This window comes from Kribbella italica, from assembly GCF_014205135.1.
In the GTDB taxonomy this organism is placed as follows: domain Bacteria; phylum Actinomycetota; class Actinomycetes; order Propionibacteriales; family Kribbellaceae; genus Kribbella; species Kribbella italica.
In genome coordinates this window covers 6,748,664-6,764,469 of record NZ_JACHMY010000001.1, presented here as the reverse complement: position 1 = coordinate 6,764,469, position 15,806 = coordinate 6,748,664, and the positions used below count along the sequence as shown (strand labels likewise).

Below are 15,806 nucleotides of genomic sequence, written 5' to 3'. Positions count from 1 at the left end.
GGTGAGCGTTATTTCCTGGTGGTGCTTTCGCGGAGGACGACCTCGGGGGCGTAGGTCTCGGTCCGCGGGTCGCCGCCCTCGATCGCGAGCTCCAGCGCACGCCGTCCCATCTGCTCCAGCGGCAGCCGGACGGTCGTCAGCCCCGGCCACACGTCCCGCAGCGTCGCGATGTCGTCGAACCCGGCGACCCCGAGCCGTCCCGGGACGTCGATCCCCTGCGCGCGCAGCGCCGACATCGCGCCGACCGCCATCACGTCGTTCACCGCGAACAAGCAGTCCACCTCGACCTTGCGGTCCAGCAGCTCCAGCGCCGCCGCGTGCCCGCCGTCGCGCGTGAAGTCACCGGCCAGCACCGCCACCGGCTCCAGCCCGGCCTCGGCCAGCCCGGCGACGAACCCGTCCCGCCGGTCCCGCGCCGTCGCGAGCTGCTCCGGCCCGGCCAGTACGCCGAACTTCCGCCAGCCCTGCCCGACCAGCTCCCGCGCCAGCTGGGCCGCACCCGCGCGGTTGTCCGGCTCGATCGTGTGCGCCGGCATCCCGGACTGGCTGACCAGCGCGAGCCCCGCACCCGATCCGAGGAACGCGTCGATCTCGTTCGCCGTACGGGCCAGCTGGTCGGCGTCCGTGCGCCGGGAGCCGATCATCACCGCGGCCCGGGCGCGCTGGGCACGCAGCGAGGACAGGTAGGCGATCTCGCGCTCGGCGTCGCGGAAGGTGCTGGCCATCATCACCAGCAGGTTGCGCTCGTCGGCGGCGCGCATCACGCCGTTCGCGATCGCCGCGAAGTACGGGTCCTCGATGTCGTGCACCAGGATGCCGACCACGTTCGTCGACGACTTGGCCAGCGCCTGGGCCTGCGCGTTCGGCGTGTAGCCGAGCTCCGCGGCCGCCTCCCGGACCCGCTCCTGCAGCTCCGGGCGCGGCACCCGGTCGCCGCCGTTCAGCACGCGGGACGCGGTCGCGACCGACACACCCGCCCGCTGCGCGACGTCCAGCAATGTCACCGGTGCTCGCAGATTCACTGGCCACCCACCTTCCTTTGGCTCCCCCCGGGTGGCGGTCACCCTATCGGACCAGTGGTGTCGATCACCCTGCGTGGCCGGGAAGTCTCTGGGAATGTCGTCAGAGCCTGGCTTCTGAGCGTGGGAATGACTAGCCTTCCGAGCCATGACGACCGTCCGCGCCAGGGTGACCGTCCTGGCCTCGTCCACCGTGCTCTGCCTGACCACCCTCGTCGGCACCGCCACGGCTGCTCCGGCCCCCGACGGAGTGCCGTCACCGGGCGCCCCGGCATCCGCGCCTGCCCTCGCGGCGAGCCTGGACGGTGGTCTGCCCGCCGGAGCGCCCGCGCACGTGGACACCCGGACGAAGGGCACCAAGCCGGTCTACGACTACGCCGGCGCGATCCGCGAGTCGGTCTGGGTCGACACCCGGATGGACACCGACTCCGACGGCGTCGACGACAAGATCGCGGTCGACATCGTCCGCCCCCGGGAGACCGACGCCAACGGCGTACGGATCCCGGTGATCATGGACGCCTCGCCGTACTACTCCTGCTGCGGCCGCGGCAACGAGAGCGAGAAGAAGACCTACGACGCGGCCGGCGTCATCCAGAAGATGCCGCTGTACTACGACAACTACTTCGTCCCGCGCGGGTACGCGGTGGTCGGCGTGGACATCGTCGGCACCAACCGCTCGACCGGCTGCGGCGACGTCGGCGGCGAGGACGAGGTCGACTCGGTCGTCGCGGTGATCGACTGGCTCAACGGGCGCAACACGGCGGCGCTGGCCGACGGTACGCCGGTGCGGGCCTCGTGGACGACCGGCGCGGTCGGGATGATCGGCAAGTCGTACGACGGAACGCTGGCCAACGCGGTCGCCGCCACCGGCGTACGGGGTCTGAAGACGATCGTGCCGATCTCGGCCATCTCCTCCTGGTACGACTACTCGCGCTCCGGCGGCGTGCCGTACTCGATCGACTACATGCCCTGGCTCGGCGCGTACGTCGGCCACGACACCCCCGCCTGCGACGCCGTACGGGCCGACCTCGGCGAGGCCGACGACGACGAGACCGGCGACTACACCCGCTTCTGGGCCGAGCGCGACTACGTCAAGGACGCCCGCAACATCAAGGCCTCGGTCTTCGTGACGCACGGGCTCAGCGACTACAACGTCCAGACCAACCACTTCGCCCAGTGGTGGGACGCCCTGGCCAAGAACCGCGTCCCCCGCAAGATCTGGCTCGGCCTCGAGGACCACGTCGACCCCTTCGAGTTCCGGCGCGACGAGTGGGTGGACGAGCTGCACCAGTGGTTCGACTACTGGCTGCAGGGCTTGCAGAACGGCGTGATGCGTTCCGCGCAGGCCTCCGTGGAGGTCGCACCGGACGTCTGGCGCAACTACCCGACCTGGCCGGCCGTGTCCCGGACCGTCCCCGTTCCGCTGGCCGCCGGGAAACTAGGTGCCTACGGCAAGGGAACCGTCACCGTCACCGACGACCCGTCGCTGACCGAGGACACCATCGTCGACACACCGTCCGAAGTGATCGCCGGCCGCCAGATGTTCCTGTCCGCCCCGCTCCCCGCGACCATCCGCGTGAGCGGCACCCCCACGGTCACCCTGCGCATCAAGTCGGACTCGGTCACCACACCGGTCACCGCCCGCCTGATCGAGTACGGCGAGGCCTCGCGCTACGCGGGCGTCCGTCGTACGAACAGCTCCACGTGTGAAGGCGCCAGCACCGACTACGACGACAGCTGCTACTACACGGTCGAAAAGCTCACCGAGGCGAGCGACCACGGCATCGTCAGCCGAGGCTGGATCGACGCCGCCCACAGCTCGTCACTCGCCCACCCCCGTCCGCTGACCCCCGGCAAGTGGACCACCGTGACCGTGCCGCTGCGCGCCCAGGACGAGGTCATCCCCAAGGGCCGCACGCTCGGCCTGGCCGTGACGTTGTCCGACACCGAGTGGACGACGCCCAACGACACCGGCGCGACAGTCGACATCGACCTCGCCCACAGCAAACTCAACCTCCCCGTCACCGCCGGCAAGGTCCCTGCGCCTACGAAGATCGAGCCCTTGGACGTGGACATCACCACCCCCACCCAACGCCCCAACCTCCACGATCCTCTCGGCTAGCACCGCCTCTCCCACGCGGCCGGCTACGGTCGCTCCTTCGTCGCGACCTACGCAGTCCGCTCCCACCCACCCTGGGGTGCGGGCTGGCGCCCTGAAGTGCGGGCTTAGCGCCCTCAAGTGACTACAGGTGGTCGCGCGCTGAGCTTGATCCGGTGCGTGCGCGCGATCTGCCGTTGCCTACCGCCCGGCCTCCCCGCCCACACCCGCCTCCCCACGCGGCCGGCTACGCCCGCTCCTTCGTCGCGTGCTACGCAGTCCGCTCCCACCCACCCTGGGGTGCGGGCTGGCGCCCTGAAGTGCGGGCTTAGCGCCCTCGAGTGAGTACAGGTGGTTCCGCATTGCCGTTGATCGGACGCGCGCGACCGGCCATTGGCAACTGACCCGCTCACCACCGACCGGTATCTCTCGCACAACCTGAGCGCGAACACGGGCCTACTTACGGCTGGTGTCATCCGGATGTGCACGAGCCCAGGACCTCTTCTCGAGCACCATCCGCTGCACCCGCTCGTCAGCGTCGTGCCGCAACAACTCCAGGACCGCGAGCGGAACTGTCTTGTTGTGCGCCACCCAGACCCGCATCTCAGGAAATCGGTCGATCACCTCGAGCCAGGTGTCGACGCCGGCCGGCTCATGAGCCGCCCGCCTGAACTCAGCGGGATCGTCGCTCGTGCGAAGACGTACGAACTCGTCCGCAGACTCGATCACAGCGCCCATGTTGCAGTTCCACCCCGGATCCACGCAACGACGAGGCCCCGCATACTCCAGAACTCGGCCCTACCGTCCCGTTGGCAAGGCAACCTTCCGAGCGGAAATTCCGAAACCAAGCCTTCTGATCCCTAGGAGCCCAGAACCTTTCGAAACCGAACCTGCCGCCATCGGTAGTGGGTGCCGTCCTAGGCATCCGTAGATGCCCAGAGGCAGCCATTACGGGATACGGCTAGGCACGAGAGAGCGTTGAGCCACAGCGACCTGACCCGCGCTGGGGCGCGCCCTTCAGACAAACAACAAACTGTCGTTGCGCTGACCTACTCTCGAAGTAGCTCAAGTGAGGAGTGACAGGATGACTAGTTCGGCTGGAGTCGTCGGGGCAGCACAGTTCGGACTTTCCGGATCGTTCGCTGACACTAAGAAGAGCTTCCCCGGCTGGCGTTCTTCGGCTGACTTCGTCGCTGAGTTGGCCACGGCTGCTGGCTTCACCACGGCTAGTGAGATCGCCGAAATCGCTAAGGGCATCGGCCCTGCCGTCCCCAATATGAGCCTCGCTTCAAAGGCGTTCGGCCGGCAGTCTTCGCTCGAGTTCATCTCCGATGTAGCCAAGATCGGCGGCTTCACGTCAGCCGGAGAATTCGCAGAGATCGCGAGAGAGATCGGTCCGACGATTGCTGGACTGGGCTTCACCGCGAAGGCCAAGGCGTTAGGCCAAGAGTCCTCGCTCCAGTTCATCTCCGATCTAGCCAAGATCGGCGGCTTCGCCTCAGCCCGCGAGTTTGGGGAAATCGCCAGGACTGTCGGCCCCACGGTGACCGGCCTAGGGCTCGCCTCAAAGATCTACAGTCGGCAGTCCTCGCTTGAGTTCATCTCCGATGTAGCCAAGATCGGCGGCTTCACGTCAGCCGGAGAATTCGCCAAGATCGCGAGCAAGATCGGCCCCACCGTCCCTGGCTTAGGTCTCGCATTGAAGGGATTCGCGCAGAAGTCTTCAGTCCGCATGATCTCCGAGGTTGCCCGGGCCAATGGGCTCACCTCGGCCCGCGAGTACGCCGATATCGCAAGCATGATCGGCCCCAGTGTCCCCGCCGCGGCCTACCTGGGCAGCTCTCTGCTCGGGTACGAGTCAGCCTCAGTCCTTATGGCTGCGTGGGCTAGATCTGCAGGGCTTGCCGTAACTGCCGACGGGGACAATCCGATCGAGGCCGAGTCGCGACCAGCCCTGACGGATCGGCCAGCTTCGTCAGACGATCTCAATGCATCGCCGGCCCCTCCCAAGCCGCTGTCCAGCCAGTCACTGGATGTTGGTGCAGCGCTGGCTTTTGCCTTCGTGATGGTTTGGCTGTGGTGGATCGCCCAGAGCCTCCACCACCTCGACGCTGACGGCGTATCGGCTCGTGATTTCGACAGATTCGAGTGGATCGACTTTGCTGTCGACGCTATGGATCTCCCAAGTCTCTTGTTTGGGATGCCCGGTACGGCCGTTGTGTTCTGGTTCCTCGGCCGACGAGACCGTTCCTGATTTATTTAGACCGAGGGCGATGATCGTCGCGGGAGCCGACCTCCCCTGTCTAACCTTCGCCAGCGCTCGGCTGGAATCCCCAGGTGCGTGGTTCGGACAACTAGGTCGGCTGATGGGTCGCTGGCGCCGGCCATACGACTCGCCGGAGGCGTTGCGGGGTCTGCCGGGAAGAGCGAAGATCGTCGGAGTGCTGTTTCGCGAAATTTCTCGCAAGGAGGCATCATGCATGCTCGTTTCCTCGGTAAGGACCCCGACTCGCAGACCAAGAACTCACCGACTCTGTTCGCGACAGACAGGACGGACCGGGTCACCTACATCGCCCAGGGCTGGAAGGTCACGGACCCGCAGACGCTGGCGGATGTGAACGCCGTCGCGCCAGTTCCCGACCACGAGACGCTGATCGAGATTCCGGAGGAAGTGCTGAAGATGTACGCCCTTCGGTACCTCGAACAGCAGGAGGACAGCTGAGCACCGAGCCCGGTCCGTCGTTGTGGGATCTGCTCAACTCCTTCGAACACACGGCCTTTCGGCTTGAGGTTCGCGATCGGTACGACGAGAGCGACGAGGCCGGGTCGCTGGCGAAGTTCCTGGCGGGTGAGCCTGACGACCTGCCCTGGATGCAGGAATGGCTGGATCTGGTCCGCGAAGCTCGCGAGGGCGGTCGGAGCTTCAGCCGGGTTCGCGTGGTGACGGTGCCGTTGACGGACTACAGCCGTTTTGGGTTGTGGTGTGCGCAGTTCACCAACGAAGCAGGGGAGGACATTCGGTACCTGGCCAGGGATCAAGCCGACGTCGCCGGCGTACCGAAGCACGACTACTGGCTGTTCGACTCGACGACCTTGGTACGGATGGACTTCGACGACGCCGACGGTTTCCTCGGCACGGAGCTGATCACCGATCCCAGTCAGGTCGTGAAGCACAATTACTGGCGAGATGCCGCCTGGCACCACGCCGTACGACGGGACGACTTTGCCGGACAACAACACCGCGGACGCGACTAACGTCCACGAGGCACGCACCGCATTGGGCAAGCGACTTCGTGAGCTCCGCCGGTCGACCGGATCGACCGGGCGTGAGTTCGCGGAGTCGCTCGCTTGGGCGCCTTCGAAGGTCTCGAAGCTCGAGAACGGCCGGCAAACGCCCAGCGACGAGGACCTCCGCGCCTGGGCGCGAGCCAGCGATCACCAGTCGGAACTCGATGCACTTCTCGCCTCGCTGCACAGTCTGGAACTGCAGTTCGCGGAGTGGCGTCACCTCATGCGGGCCGGTCTGCGACCACAGCAGGAACAGCTCTACGAATGGGATCAAAAGACCCGGCTTCTTCGTGTCTTCGAGGCCACCGTGGTGCCCGGCCTTCTGCAGACCGGCGAGTACGCGCGAGCACGATTCGAGGAGTCCGTACGTCGGCTGAAGATCACCAATGACGCCGAAGAAGCTGTCGCGGCCCGGCTTCGGCGTCAAGAGATCCTCTATCGGCCGGGGAAGCAGTTCCACTTCGTGCTGACCGAGGCGGCGCTACGGTTCCGGCTCTGCCCGCTCGACGCCATGCTCGGGCAACTGGATCGGCTCGCGTCGATCTCGCACCTGCGCAACGTCAAGGTCGGCATCATCGCGACGGAGACCGCGTACACGGTCTCGCCCTGGCACGGTTTCTGGATCTATGACGACCGCCGGGTCCTGCTCGAGACGTTCAGCGCTGAGCTGGATCTGCGCCAGCCGCAGGAGATCGAGCTGTACGCCGATGCGTTCGAGCAGCTCGCCGGCGTCGCCAGCTACGACCGCGACGCACGGAAGATCATCGGACGCGTCATGGCCGATCTGGCTTCCGAGTCAGACGTTTCGAGCGGCTGATTTCGCCGTACCGCCATGGCTTTCAAGACGTCGAGAAATCCCGAGAAATCTTCGCCCACCGCCGTTCTCTGATCCCTAGCGTTGGCCACGTTCCAGCCGCGCGATCGAGAACGGAGACCACAGCTCATGGTCATCTGCACGGGAACCTGTGGCGACCACGAATGGGTCGGCCTGCCGGACGACGAGCCTGAATGCGAAGAGTCTGACGACCGCCGAAAGGCGCAGATCTGCATCGGCCAGCGGGTGGCCTCGGGCGACTACGGACGCGGAACGGTTGTCGCTGTCTTCGGCGATCAGGCGCAGGTCATGTGGGACAAGCCGATGTTGGTTGGTACGACGAATCGCCTGTTCACCCACGATCGCATCTTCGTCGAGCGCCTCACGCGGCTCCATCCCAACGAAGGTGAGTCCCCGGGTGCCTAGAGCCAGCCAGGGCGGCGCGTAAGCCGTGACCCAACCGCTGTGACCGTCCTGGCTGTTCCACCTGTCCGGTGTCCTGCGCACGCGGGCTTGCGCCCGGACAGCACGAGACGGCCCTCGCACCTGGAGATGGTGGGTGCGAGGGCCGTCTTCTCTGTACGGGTTTGGTTGAGTCTCTCGGCTGGGGCTTCCAAGGCGTTAGCCGATGAGTGCGCCGGCCACCGCGGCCGCCGTTCGTGCGGCGGGTGATGAGGACTCGGCTTGGCGGATGTTGCTTCAGGGCGGAGTCATTTGCGGTTGTTGTCAGGGCGTCGCGATGGGTCGGAGGCGGCTTGGGAAGTGGCTCCGGGAACGACCGGTCGGGTGGATTTCGATGCCTTGCTCGCCGCGGCGCATGAGTTCGAGGTTGCCGGGCAGAGTGTTCCGGAAGCGCAGGTCGGCGTACTGGATGCTTTGGCGCTGCGAGCGGCGACGACTGCGGGGTTGTGGGCATGACGGGGGGCTGGTTGCGGACCGGGCAGGTTGCTGCGGCTGCGGGTTGCAGGGCTGGCTCGGGAGAGGTTGGTGGAGGTCGCGGGGAGATCGTCGCAACGACATTTGTACAAGACCGGTGGTCGAGACCCCACGCATCATCACTCGCATGAACGAAGACGAAGTCGAGCACGTGGCTGGAATGTATGTGGTCCACGACGGACCTCGACAGGCTCTGCCACTGCTGCTCATCCACGGATCGGGCGCGTCGGGGGGCTCCTGGAGCCCGATGGTCCCGGCACTCGCCGGTTGTCATCACGTCGTCCGGGTCGATCTCCCGGGCTGCGGCCAGTCGCCACCCGCGGCGTCCTACGGCGTGCCCGAGCAGGCGATGCAGGTGGCGGCGCACCTGGACCACCTCGGTCTCGGTGCCGTCACCGTGGTCGGACACTCCAGTGGGGGCTATGTCGCCACCGCGCTTGCTGAACAGCGGCCCGACCTGGTGAGGTCGATCGCGTTGATCAGCACCGGCCCGAGGCCCGACGCGCTTCTCCCGCAGCCGCTCGTCCTTCGCGTCCTGCTGGGGCCGCCGTTCGGTCCTCTTCTGTGGTCGAGGCGTTCAGACGCGATGATCCGCAAGGGAATCGGGGCGACGGCTGCTCGTCCAGTGGAGGTCCCGGACGACCTGGTCGCCGAGATGCGGGGAACCTCGTACCGAACGTTCAGGACGGTGCTGCGCCGGAACACGGAGTACATCGCCGAGCGCAGTATGCCCGAGCGTCTCGCCGCCCTCGACGTGCCCGTACTGGCCGCTTTCGGCGCTGCCGACCCTCGCTGGGACCCGTCGTCGGTGCACCAGTACGACGCGGTGCCGAACGCACGGGTCGTGCAACTGCCCGGCGTCGGGCACCTACCCATGCTCGAAGCGCCCGAGGCGACCAGCGAACTGCTCCTCGATTTTGCGGCAAGAGAGCGCTGACGTCCGACTGTTGACGAGGTCTAAGCTCTACTTATGCCGTCGACAGGGGCGCCATTCGACTGGTCGCTCGTGGACATCGCCGTCCCACTCTCGTCAGATCGGCTGCCAGGGGTCAGCATGGCCGGGTTCCGCCACCGTGGCCCGGCCTCAATGGACATTGCGATGGTCGCGCATCCCTCCGTCACCTTGTTGATCGACTTGAGTGAGGGCGAAGGTCTCGTCCACCGAGGCCATGCCCGGGATCTCCGCGGCAGCGCCGTGGTCGGACTCCTTCCCGGCGCTCTTCGAGCAGGCGGCCGGGTGGGCGAGTGCCTCCAGATCCGGCTGGAGCCCGCCGCAGCGGCTGTCGTGCTCGGCGCGGCGACCGAGCTCACCGGGGCCGTGGTGTCCCTGGATGATGTCTGGGGCCGCGACGCCGGACGAATCGAGGACAGGCTGCGCACCGCCGCGTCCTGGGGCGAACGGTTCACGATTGCGGCGGACCTCCTCGGCCGACGCCTGGGCAGCCGACCAAGAGTTGCCCCGGAGGTCGCATTCGCCTGGCGGCAGCTGCGCGCCAGCCGGGGACGGGCGCGGGTTGACTGCCTTGCGCACGAGGTTGGCTGGAGCCGGAAGCGGCTGTCGGCTCGTTTCCGGGCTCAGCTCGGTATCACGCCCAAACGCGCCGCCCGGCTGGTGCGGTTCGATCACGCTGCCCGCCTGCTCGCGGCGGGTCACGCGGCCGCCGACGTCGCCGCTGAGAGCGGCTACGTCGATCAGTCCCACCTTCACCGCGAGGTCAAGTCGTTCACCGGGCTCACTCCCACGGCGGTGGCGGTCGCGCCGTGGCTCGCGATCGACGACGTCGTGTGGCCGGCTTCCCCACCGATGCGGAGCCCGGTGACGAGTGGCGGTCACATCCCTGACTTTGGTTGACAGCCTGTCTCCACCCAACCGCCTGGACCTGGTGACCGCGTGATGGTCAGGCTTGCATTCGGTACTCAGGTACAGGTTTACCGTCGAGGTATGACGAGTGAAGCTCTGGGCGGGAGTTGGGTTCCGGAGGCGTGCACGCTTCCTACAGCTGAGCAGCCGTTGCGGGTTGCTGAGTTCGATGGGTTGTTTGCTGAGGGGTTGCTTGGGGTGGAGCGGCAAGGGCCTACTGAGCTGGAGCTGGTGCTGAAGGCATCTTGTGAGGTGGTTGCTCGGGAGCTGGTGGCGCGGGAGAGCGAGTGTTGTTCGTTCTTCGGGTTTGTGTTCAGTGGGGGTGACGACGGGGAGCTACGGCTGCGGGTGAGTGTTCCGGTGGCGCGGGTCGACGTGCTGGATGGGCTGGCGGCGCGGGCTGCGGGGGTGTTGGCGTGACGGGGAGTTGGTTGCGGACTGGGCAGGTTGCTGAGGCTGCGGGGGTTAACCAGCAGACTCTGCGGTACTACGAGCGGCGCGGGTTGTTGAGCGAGCCGGATCGGAGTCCTGGTGGGCATCGGTTGTACTCGCCGGCGACGGTGACTGTGTTGCGGGTGATCAAGGCGGCGCAGCGGCTCGGGTTCACTCTGGAGGAGATTTCGGAGTTGCTGGAGGCTGGGCGGCATCGTCATGGGCGGAAGGCTGACGCCGGGTTGCAACGGCGGGCTCGGGAGAAGTTGGTGGATGTCGAGGCGAAGATCGTTGACTTGAACGTGATTGCAGGGAGTTTGCGGGCGGCGCTCGACGCGGGGTGTGACGAACTGGTCGACTGCGCGCACAATCCTGCCTGTCCGCTGCCGTTCGCGGATCTGGGGCGGGACCGGTGAAAGGCCTGTACGGCGGGCGTTCGGTACCTTCGCACTCATGACGTTCGCGAAGTCGATTGCGCTGTTCGTGCTGGCGGCCGTGGCCGAGATCGGTGGGGCGTGGTTGATCTGGCAGGGGTGGCGGGAGCATCGTGGTGTGCTGTGGATCGCCGGCGGGATCGTTGCCCTGGGCGCCTATGGGTTCGTCGCGACGTTCCAGCCGGATCCGAACTTCGGGCGCATTCTGGCGGCGTACGGCGGAATCTTTGTCGCGGGCTCGCTGGCTTGGGGCATGATCGTCGACGGGTTCCGGCCGGATCGGTGGGACGTGATCGGCGCGTCGGTTTGTCTGGTGGGGGTCGCGGTCATCATGTACGCGCCGCGGAGTACGTGAGGTGGTTCGATGAGGCTCGAGGTGCTGCAAGTGCCGGACTGCCCGAATCTGCAGCCGATCCTTCGTGAGGCGCTGCGAACGGGTCGGTGAGGTCAGGCGGTCTGCAGTTCCTTGGCGAGTTTCTCGATGCGGGTGCGGATGTCGTCGCGGACCTGGCGGACGACCTCGATCGGTTGGCCGGCAGGGTCGGTGAGAGCCCAGTCCTCGTAGCGTTTGCCGGGGAAGATCGGGCAGGCGTCGCCGCAGCCCATGGTGATGACGACGTCGCTGTCCTGGACTGTTTCGGTTCTCAGGAGTTGCGGGACGGCGGTGGTGATGTCGATGCCGACCTCTTGCATGGCTTCGACGGCGACAGGGTTGAGCTGGTCGCGGGGTTCGGAGCCGGCCGAGCGGACCTCGACGGTTTCGCCGGCGAGGTGGCGGAGCCAGCCGGCGGCCATTTGGGAGCGGCCGGCGTTGTGGACGCAGACGAAGAGGACGACGGGTTTGGTCACTTGGGGGCTCCGGTTTGGTGTGGGGTGACGGTCCTGGCGGGGTAGAGGAGGGCGAGGACGCCGATGCCGAGGGCGGCGCCGAGGAGTTGGGCGGCGATGAAGCCGGGGAGGGATCCGGGCGCGATGCCGGCGAAGGTGTCGCTGAAGGCGCGGCCGATGCTCACGGCGGGGTTGGCGAACGAGGTCGACGAGGTGAACCAGTACGCCGCTCCGATGTACGCGCCGACAGCAGCCGGTACGACGGCTGATCGGCCGGACCGGCCGAGAGCGAAGATCAGTACGACGAGCCCCGCGGTCGCGACGGTCTCGCCCAGCAGCAGGTGCCAGCCGCTGCGGTCGGTGGTCGACCAGGAGACGGCCGGTTCGGCGTACATGAGGTTGGCGAGGATTGCGCCGGCGATCGCACCGATGGTTTGGGCGGAGATGTAGGCGGCGAGGTCTCGCAGAGGCAGGCCGGTGCTGGTGCGGCGGCCCAGCCAGTGGTCGACGGCGGAGACGACGGGGTTGAAGTGTGCGCCTGAGACCGGGCCGAGCATGAGGATCAGTACGGCGAGGCCTAGTGCGGTGGCGAAGGCGTTTTCGAGTAGTTGCAGGCCGCGGTCGCCTGGGGACAAGGAAGCCGCTGCGATTCCTGATCCGACCACGACGGTGACCAGGAGACCTGTGCCGAGTGCCTCGGCGAGCGCCCGCCGCCAGAGGGCAGTCACTGGGTGACCGGTGAAAGCACCGGGACCAAGCGATCGACGCGGTCGGCGATCTCTTCGTAGGCGTTCTCGAACGCCGCGTCGGTGTCGGTCGCGGCGGGGTCGGGGATCGACCAGTGCAGCCGGGGACGGGCGGCGGCCGGGAGGTGCTCGTACGCGATGTCGCACACGGCGATCATCAGGTCGTCGGCGGCGACCACCTCCTCCACGGGCGAGGTGCTCCAGTGGGACGGATCCAGGCCGTGCTTGCGGGCGACCCGTACGGCGCGCGGGTGCGGCGCCGCCGCCGGTCGAGTGCCGGCAGAGAGCGCGGGGATGTGGCTGCGGCGCGACCAGATCGAGGCGGCGAGCTGGGATCGGGCCGAGTTGTGCGTGCAGACGAAGACGACGCGCGGTGCTGTGAGCGAGGGCGTTGCCAGCGACTCCAGCGCTTCGGTGACCAGGCGGACGTAGGTCCGGCGGCGGTCGCCTTCGGAGCGGCTGCGGGCGACCAGGCCGGCGTCCTCGAGCACTTTGAGGTGATGGGCGATGAGGTTGGTCGGCAGGTCCAGCACGGCGGACAGCTCGCCGGGGGCGGCGTCCCCCGCGACAAGGGTGTCCACGATCGCGAGCCGCGCCGGATCGCCGAGTGCGGCGTGGATGCGGGCTCGCTCAGTCAGAGATAATCGCTCAGCGTTCATTGACTCAATGATTACTGAGCTAGTTCACGCCGTCAAGCTAGCCGGCGGGAACCGCGAGCAAGGACGAGATTCGCCGGAGGGTTTCGGGGATCGGCCAGTAGTAGACCCAGGTCCCGCGGCGTTCACAGTCGACCAGGCCGGCCTCGCGGAGGACCTTCAGGTGGTGGGAGATGGTCGGGCCACTCACGTCGAACTTGTCGGTGAGGTCGCAAACGCAGGTCTCGCCGGTGTTCGACGCGATGAGCGACATCAGGCGGAGGCGGATCGGGTCGGAGAGGGCCTTGAAGAGCGCCGCACCCTCGACCGCCTGCGCCGGATCCAGAGCCGCCTCGGAGATCGGCGTACAGCAGGTGCCGGCCGACCGGACAGTGAGCCCTTGTTTCGACATGGGTCTATCTTGACTCTTGTCTAATCAACAGGCAAGCTGATGATCGTTGATTAGATGAACGTCGATACAGGGAGACGGATCGTGAGCGAGCAGAGCGGTGCCGGGCCGGTTGTGGTCATCGGAGCAGGGCCGGTTGGGCTGGCAGCCGCCGCGCACCTGGCCGAGCAGGGCGTTGACTTCCTGGTCCTCGAGTCCGGGCCGGGCGTCGCGGCGGCGGTCGAGGAGTGGCGGCACGTGAAGCTGTTCAGCCCGTGGCGCTACGACATCGACAGCGCGGCCCGCCGCCTGCTGGAACAGGCCGGCTGGGTGGAGCCCGATCTCGGCAGGTTGCCGACGGGCGGCGATTTGATCGACTCCTATCTCGAACCGTTGACGAAGACTCCGGAGCTGAACGACCGGATCCGGTACGACGCGCAGGTCGTCGCGGTGACTCGGGTCGGGTTCGATCGCGTGCGGACAGCGGGGCGCGAGCAGGCGCCGTTCTTGATCCGGCTGGCCGACGGAGGCGAGATCCTCGCGTCGGCCGTGGTCGACGCGGCCGGTACCTGGCGGCGGCCGAACGTGCTCGGTGGCTCCGGAATCCCGGCGCGCGGCGAGGCAGAAGTTGCCGACGGCATCGTTCACGCGCTGCCTGACGTCCTCGGACGTGATCGGGAACAGCATGCCGGGCGTCGTACGGCGGTCGTTGGTGCTGGGCACTCCGCCGCGACCACGCTCCTGGATCTGGGCGCGCTGGCTGAGGAAGTCGCCGGGACGGAGATCGTTTGGGTTGTGCGCGGTGCCGATCAGGCCCGCACGTACGGCGGGGGCGACGCCGACGAACTGCCCGCCCGCGGCGCACTCGGGAGCCGCTTGAAGAAGCTCGTCCAGTCCGGCCGGGTGGAGCTCGTCAGCGGCTTCCGCATCGACGCCGCTGCCCGCAACGCTGACGGGCGGGTCGAGTTGGCAGCCGGTGAGCGTCGCGTTGTCGCAGACGCGGTCGTCAACTCGACGGGCTTCCGGCCTGATCACGACATGGTTGGTGAGCTTCGGCTCGACCTGGATTCGATCATGGGGTCGACGCGGGCGCTGGCGCCGTTGATCGATCCGAATCTGCACTCATGTGGGACGGTGCCGCCACACGGCGTTGATGAGCTGGCTCATCCCGAGCCCGGGTACTACGCGATCGGGGCGAAGTCGTACGGGCGGGCGCCGACGTTCCTGCTGGCGACCGGGTACGAGCAGGCGCGCTCCGTCGTCGCGGCGCTCGCGGGTGATTGGAAAGCGGCTCGCGACGTACAGCTTGAGCTGCCGGAGACCGGTGTGTGCTCGTCGAACCTCGCGTACGGCGACAGCAGCGGCGAGACCGCCGGCGGATGCTGCGGACCGGCGCCGCAGGCCGTCGAGATCTCTCCCCCGGCGGGCCGAGGCCTTGCCACGGGCATCAGTGGCGGCCTGCTGACCGTCATCGACGAGAAGCCGGCAGGCTGCTGCGGTTGATCAGGTGCGCGCGATGACGCGGGTGAGGCCCAGCGTGCGGCCGTTGTCGGCGCGGAGCATCTGGGCCTCTTCTCGCCCCGGCGTACCGGCGTCCAGGTCGCAGGCGTCGTTCCACTGGAGCCAGTCGTGCCAGCTGTGGGGCAGGCGGTCGGCGAGCTCGACGGTGACCAGGCCGGTCTTCTCCCAGTGGTGGCGCCACCAGGCGGGGCTGTGCCAGGCGCAGAAGTCCCATTTCCAGTACGACGCCAGATGCGGCGGCGGAAGCGTTTCGGGCTCGTCGATCGAGCCGGGGAGGGAGATTCCCAGCCGGCCGCCGGGTTTCAGGAAGCGGGTGAGGTAGCCGAGGTAGAGGTCGTCGGTGCCGAAGTAGTGGTACGCGCCGATGCTGATGACGGCGTCGAAGAAGTTCTCGGCGTACGGCAGGGCGTGGGCCTCGGCGTGGATCGGGTGAACCTGGTCGTCCACGCCGGCTTCGGTGATGCGGCGGAGGTTCTCGTCGGGCTGGATCCACAGGTCGGTTGCCCACACCTCCACGCCGTACTCCTTGGCCAGGAAGATCGAGCTCAGCGCCGTACCGCAGCCCAGGTCGAGGACACGCTGGCCCGGCTGGAGCGGCAGGTGCTCGATCAGGGCCTCGGCCTGCCAGAGCGGGTTCGGGCCCATGGACGCGTCGACCATCCAGCGGGCCGGGTACCCGGCGGAGCGCGGGTACCGGTCGTTCTTCAGCAGTTGGGCGAGTTCGGCATCATCCATTGGATCGAAGTGTGGAGAAGCACCCGCGGCCGGGCAAGCGAATAAGTGTGCGGTGGTTCGTCGAAGGGGTG

The 15,806-nt window shown here is 67.4% G+C and carries 20 protein-coding genes; 13 read left to right on the top strand and 7 right to left on the bottom strand.

From position 1 onward, the window contains the following. Positions 1-8 precede the first annotated feature (8 nt). Positions 9-1,022, bottom strand: coding sequence for a substrate-binding domain-containing protein (locus HDA39_RS31630; RefSeq protein WP_184801425.1), 1,014 nt, complete (start codon positions 1,020-1,022; stop codon positions 9-11). Positions 1,023-1,167: 145 nt separating this feature from the next. Between HDA39_RS31630 and HDA39_RS31625 the strand changes: the two genes are divergently transcribed. Continuing rightward, positions 1,168-3,141 (top strand): Xaa-Pro dipeptidyl-peptidase, encoded by a 1,974-nt coding sequence (locus HDA39_RS31625; RefSeq protein ID WP_184801423.1) that lies wholly within the window; start codon positions 1,168-1,170, stop codon positions 3,139-3,141. A gap of 432 nt (positions 3,142-3,573) precedes the next feature. Here the strand turns inward: HDA39_RS31625 and HDA39_RS31620 are convergent, their stop codons facing one another. Beyond that, entirely contained in the window at positions 3,574-3,846 is a 273-nt protein-coding gene (locus HDA39_RS31620) for a hypothetical protein (RefSeq protein WP_184801421.1), read from the bottom strand. Positions 3,847-4,201: 355 nt separating this feature from the next. Between HDA39_RS31620 and HDA39_RS31615 the strand changes: the two genes are divergently transcribed. The 11 genes from HDA39_RS31615 to HDA39_RS31570 all read left to right on the top strand — a co-directional run bounded on the left by HDA39_RS31615 (position 4,202) and on the right by HDA39_RS31570 (position 11,237). Beyond that, the gene (locus HDA39_RS31615) at positions 4,202-5,371 is read left to right on the top strand and encodes a hypothetical protein (protein WP_184801420.1); all 1,170 of its coding nucleotides are present in this window, start codon (positions 4,202-4,204) and stop codon (positions 5,369-5,371) included. Between the two features lie 222 nt (positions 5,372-5,593). Beyond that, on the top strand, positions 5,594-5,839 hold the full coding sequence (locus HDA39_RS31610) for a hypothetical protein (RefSeq protein WP_184801419.1): 246 nt from the start codon (positions 5,594-5,596) through the stop codon (positions 5,837-5,839). A 20-nt stretch (positions 5,840-5,859) separates the two neighbouring features. Continuing rightward, positions 5,860-6,372, top strand: coding sequence for a DUF6879 family protein (locus tag HDA39_RS31605; RefSeq protein ID WP_202893175.1), 513 nt, complete (start codon positions 5,860-5,862; stop codon positions 6,370-6,372). Next, positions 6,305-7,222 (top strand): helix-turn-helix domain-containing protein, encoded by a 918-nt coding sequence (locus tag HDA39_RS31600; protein WP_184801418.1) that lies wholly within the window; start codon positions 6,305-6,307, stop codon positions 7,220-7,222. Before HDA39_RS31605 ends, HDA39_RS31600 begins: the two co-directional genes overlap by 68 nt. Positions 7,223-7,348: 126 nt before the next feature. Further along, positions 7,349-7,645 carry a hypothetical protein gene (locus HDA39_RS31595; protein WP_184801417.1) on the top strand — a complete coding sequence of 99 codons (297 nt, stop codon included), beginning with the start codon at positions 7,349-7,351 and terminating at the stop codon, positions 7,643-7,645. Between the two features lie 360 nt (positions 7,646-8,005). Then, complete coding sequence (locus HDA39_RS43490; RefSeq protein ID WP_273482554.1) at positions 8,006-8,137, top strand: hypothetical protein; 132 nt, start codon at positions 8,006-8,008, stop codon at positions 8,135-8,137. A 145-nt stretch (positions 8,138-8,282) separates the two neighbouring features. Beyond that, entirely contained in the window at positions 8,283-9,092 is an 810-nt protein-coding gene (locus tag HDA39_RS31590) for an alpha/beta fold hydrolase (RefSeq protein ID WP_184801416.1), read from the top strand. 33 nt (positions 9,093-9,125) lie between these two features. Next, a complete protein-coding gene (locus HDA39_RS31585) occupies positions 9,126-10,007 on the top strand; it encodes a helix-turn-helix domain-containing protein (protein WP_238356188.1) in 882 nt (293 codons plus the stop codon). Positions 10,008-10,097: 90 nt separating this feature from the next. After that, entirely contained in the window at positions 10,098-10,436 is a 339-nt protein-coding gene (locus HDA39_RS31580) for a hypothetical protein (protein WP_184801414.1), read from the top strand. Continuing rightward, positions 10,433-10,864 carry a MerR family transcriptional regulator gene (locus tag HDA39_RS31575; RefSeq protein ID WP_184801413.1) on the top strand — a complete coding sequence of 144 codons (432 nt, stop codon included), beginning with the start codon at positions 10,433-10,435 and terminating at the stop codon, positions 10,862-10,864. Before HDA39_RS31580 ends, HDA39_RS31575 begins: the two co-directional genes overlap by 4 nt. 37 nt (positions 10,865-10,901) lie before the next feature. After that, positions 10,902-11,237 carry a YnfA family protein gene (locus HDA39_RS31570; protein ID WP_184801412.1) on the top strand — a complete coding sequence of 112 codons (336 nt, stop codon included), beginning with the start codon at positions 10,902-10,904 and terminating at the stop codon, positions 11,235-11,237. A gap of 92 nt (positions 11,238-11,329) precedes the next feature. On the opposite strand, the gene HDA39_RS31565 is transcribed toward HDA39_RS31570, so the two are convergent. From HDA39_RS31565 to HDA39_RS31550, 4 genes are read right to left on the bottom strand one after another with little or no spacing between them, the layout of a single operon-like run. After that, the gene (locus HDA39_RS31565; protein WP_337925976.1) at positions 11,330-11,731 is read right to left on the bottom strand and encodes an arsenate reductase ArsC; all 402 of its coding nucleotides are present in this window, start codon (positions 11,729-11,731) and stop codon (positions 11,330-11,332) included. Continuing rightward, complete coding sequence (locus HDA39_RS31560) at positions 11,728-12,438, bottom strand: aquaporin (RefSeq protein WP_184801411.1); 711 nt, start codon at positions 12,436-12,438, stop codon at positions 11,728-11,730. The genes HDA39_RS31565 and HDA39_RS31560 overlap by 4 nt, the downstream gene beginning before the upstream one ends. Beyond that, on the bottom strand, positions 12,435-13,115 hold the full coding sequence (locus HDA39_RS31555) for an arsenate reductase/protein-tyrosine-phosphatase family protein (protein WP_184801410.1): 681 nt from the start codon (positions 13,113-13,115) through the stop codon (positions 12,435-12,437). The genes HDA39_RS31560 and HDA39_RS31555 overlap by 4 nt, the downstream gene beginning before the upstream one ends. 37 nt (positions 13,116-13,152) lie before the next feature. After that, the gene (locus HDA39_RS31550) at positions 13,153-13,503 is read right to left on the bottom strand and encodes an ArsR/SmtB family transcription factor (protein ID WP_184801409.1); all 351 of its coding nucleotides are present in this window, start codon (positions 13,501-13,503) and stop codon (positions 13,153-13,155) included. 81 nt (positions 13,504-13,584) lie between these two features. Between HDA39_RS31550 and HDA39_RS31545 the strand changes: the two genes are divergently transcribed. After that, positions 13,585-14,982 carry an FAD-dependent oxidoreductase gene (locus HDA39_RS31545; RefSeq protein ID WP_337925975.1) on the top strand — a complete coding sequence of 466 codons (1,398 nt, stop codon included), beginning with the start codon at positions 13,585-13,587 and terminating at the stop codon, positions 14,980-14,982. On the opposite strand, the gene HDA39_RS31540 is transcribed toward HDA39_RS31545, so the two are convergent. Further along, positions 14,983-15,735, bottom strand: coding sequence for an SAM-dependent methyltransferase (locus tag HDA39_RS31540; protein WP_184801405.1), 753 nt, complete (start codon positions 15,733-15,735; stop codon positions 14,983-14,985). Positions 15,736-15,806: the final 71 nt, after the last annotated feature.

What these genes read in the sequence shown, in the direction of transcription:
- HDA39_RS31580 (WP_184801414.1), top strand. Translation starts at nt 10,098, where the DNA reads ATGACGAGTGAAGCTCTGGGCGGGAGTTGGGTTCCGGAGGCGTGCACG.
- HDA39_RS31540 (WP_184801405.1), bottom strand. Translation starts at nt 15,735, where the DNA reads ATGGATGATGCCGAACTCGCCCAACTGCTGAAGAACGACCGGTACCCG.
- HDA39_RS31570 (WP_184801412.1), top strand. Translation starts at nt 10,902, where the DNA reads ATGACGTTCGCGAAGTCGATTGCGCTGTTCGTGCTGGCGGCCGTGGCC.
- HDA39_RS31610 (WP_184801419.1), top strand. Translation starts at nt 5,594, where the DNA reads ATGCATGCTCGTTTCCTCGGTAAGGACCCCGACTCGCAGACCAAGAAC.
- HDA39_RS31600 (WP_184801418.1), top strand. Translation starts at nt 6,305, where the DNA reads ATGCCGCCTGGCACCACGCCGTACGACGGGACGACTTTGCCGGACAAC.
- HDA39_RS31625 (WP_184801423.1), top strand. Translation starts at nt 1,168, where the DNA reads ATGACGACCGTCCGCGCCAGGGTGACCGTCCTGGCCTCGTCCACCGTG.
- HDA39_RS31550 (WP_184801409.1), bottom strand. Translation starts at nt 13,503, where the DNA reads ATGTCGAAACAAGGGCTCACTGTCCGGTCGGCCGGCACCTGCTGTACG.
- HDA39_RS31555 (WP_184801410.1), bottom strand. Translation starts at nt 13,115, where the DNA reads ATGAACGCTGAGCGATTATCTCTGACTGAGCGAGCCCGCATCCACGCC.
- HDA39_RS31590 (WP_184801416.1), top strand. Translation starts at nt 8,283, where the DNA reads ATGAACGAAGACGAAGTCGAGCACGTGGCTGGAATGTATGTGGTCCAC.
- HDA39_RS31595 (WP_184801417.1), top strand. Translation starts at nt 7,349, where the DNA reads ATGGTCATCTGCACGGGAACCTGTGGCGACCACGAATGGGTCGGCCTG.
- HDA39_RS31585 (WP_238356188.1), top strand. Translation starts at nt 9,126, where the DNA reads ATGCCGTCGACAGGGGCGCCATTCGACTGGTCGCTCGTGGACATCGCC.
- HDA39_RS31615 (WP_184801420.1), top strand. Translation starts at nt 4,202, where the DNA reads ATGACTAGTTCGGCTGGAGTCGTCGGGGCAGCACAGTTCGGACTTTCC.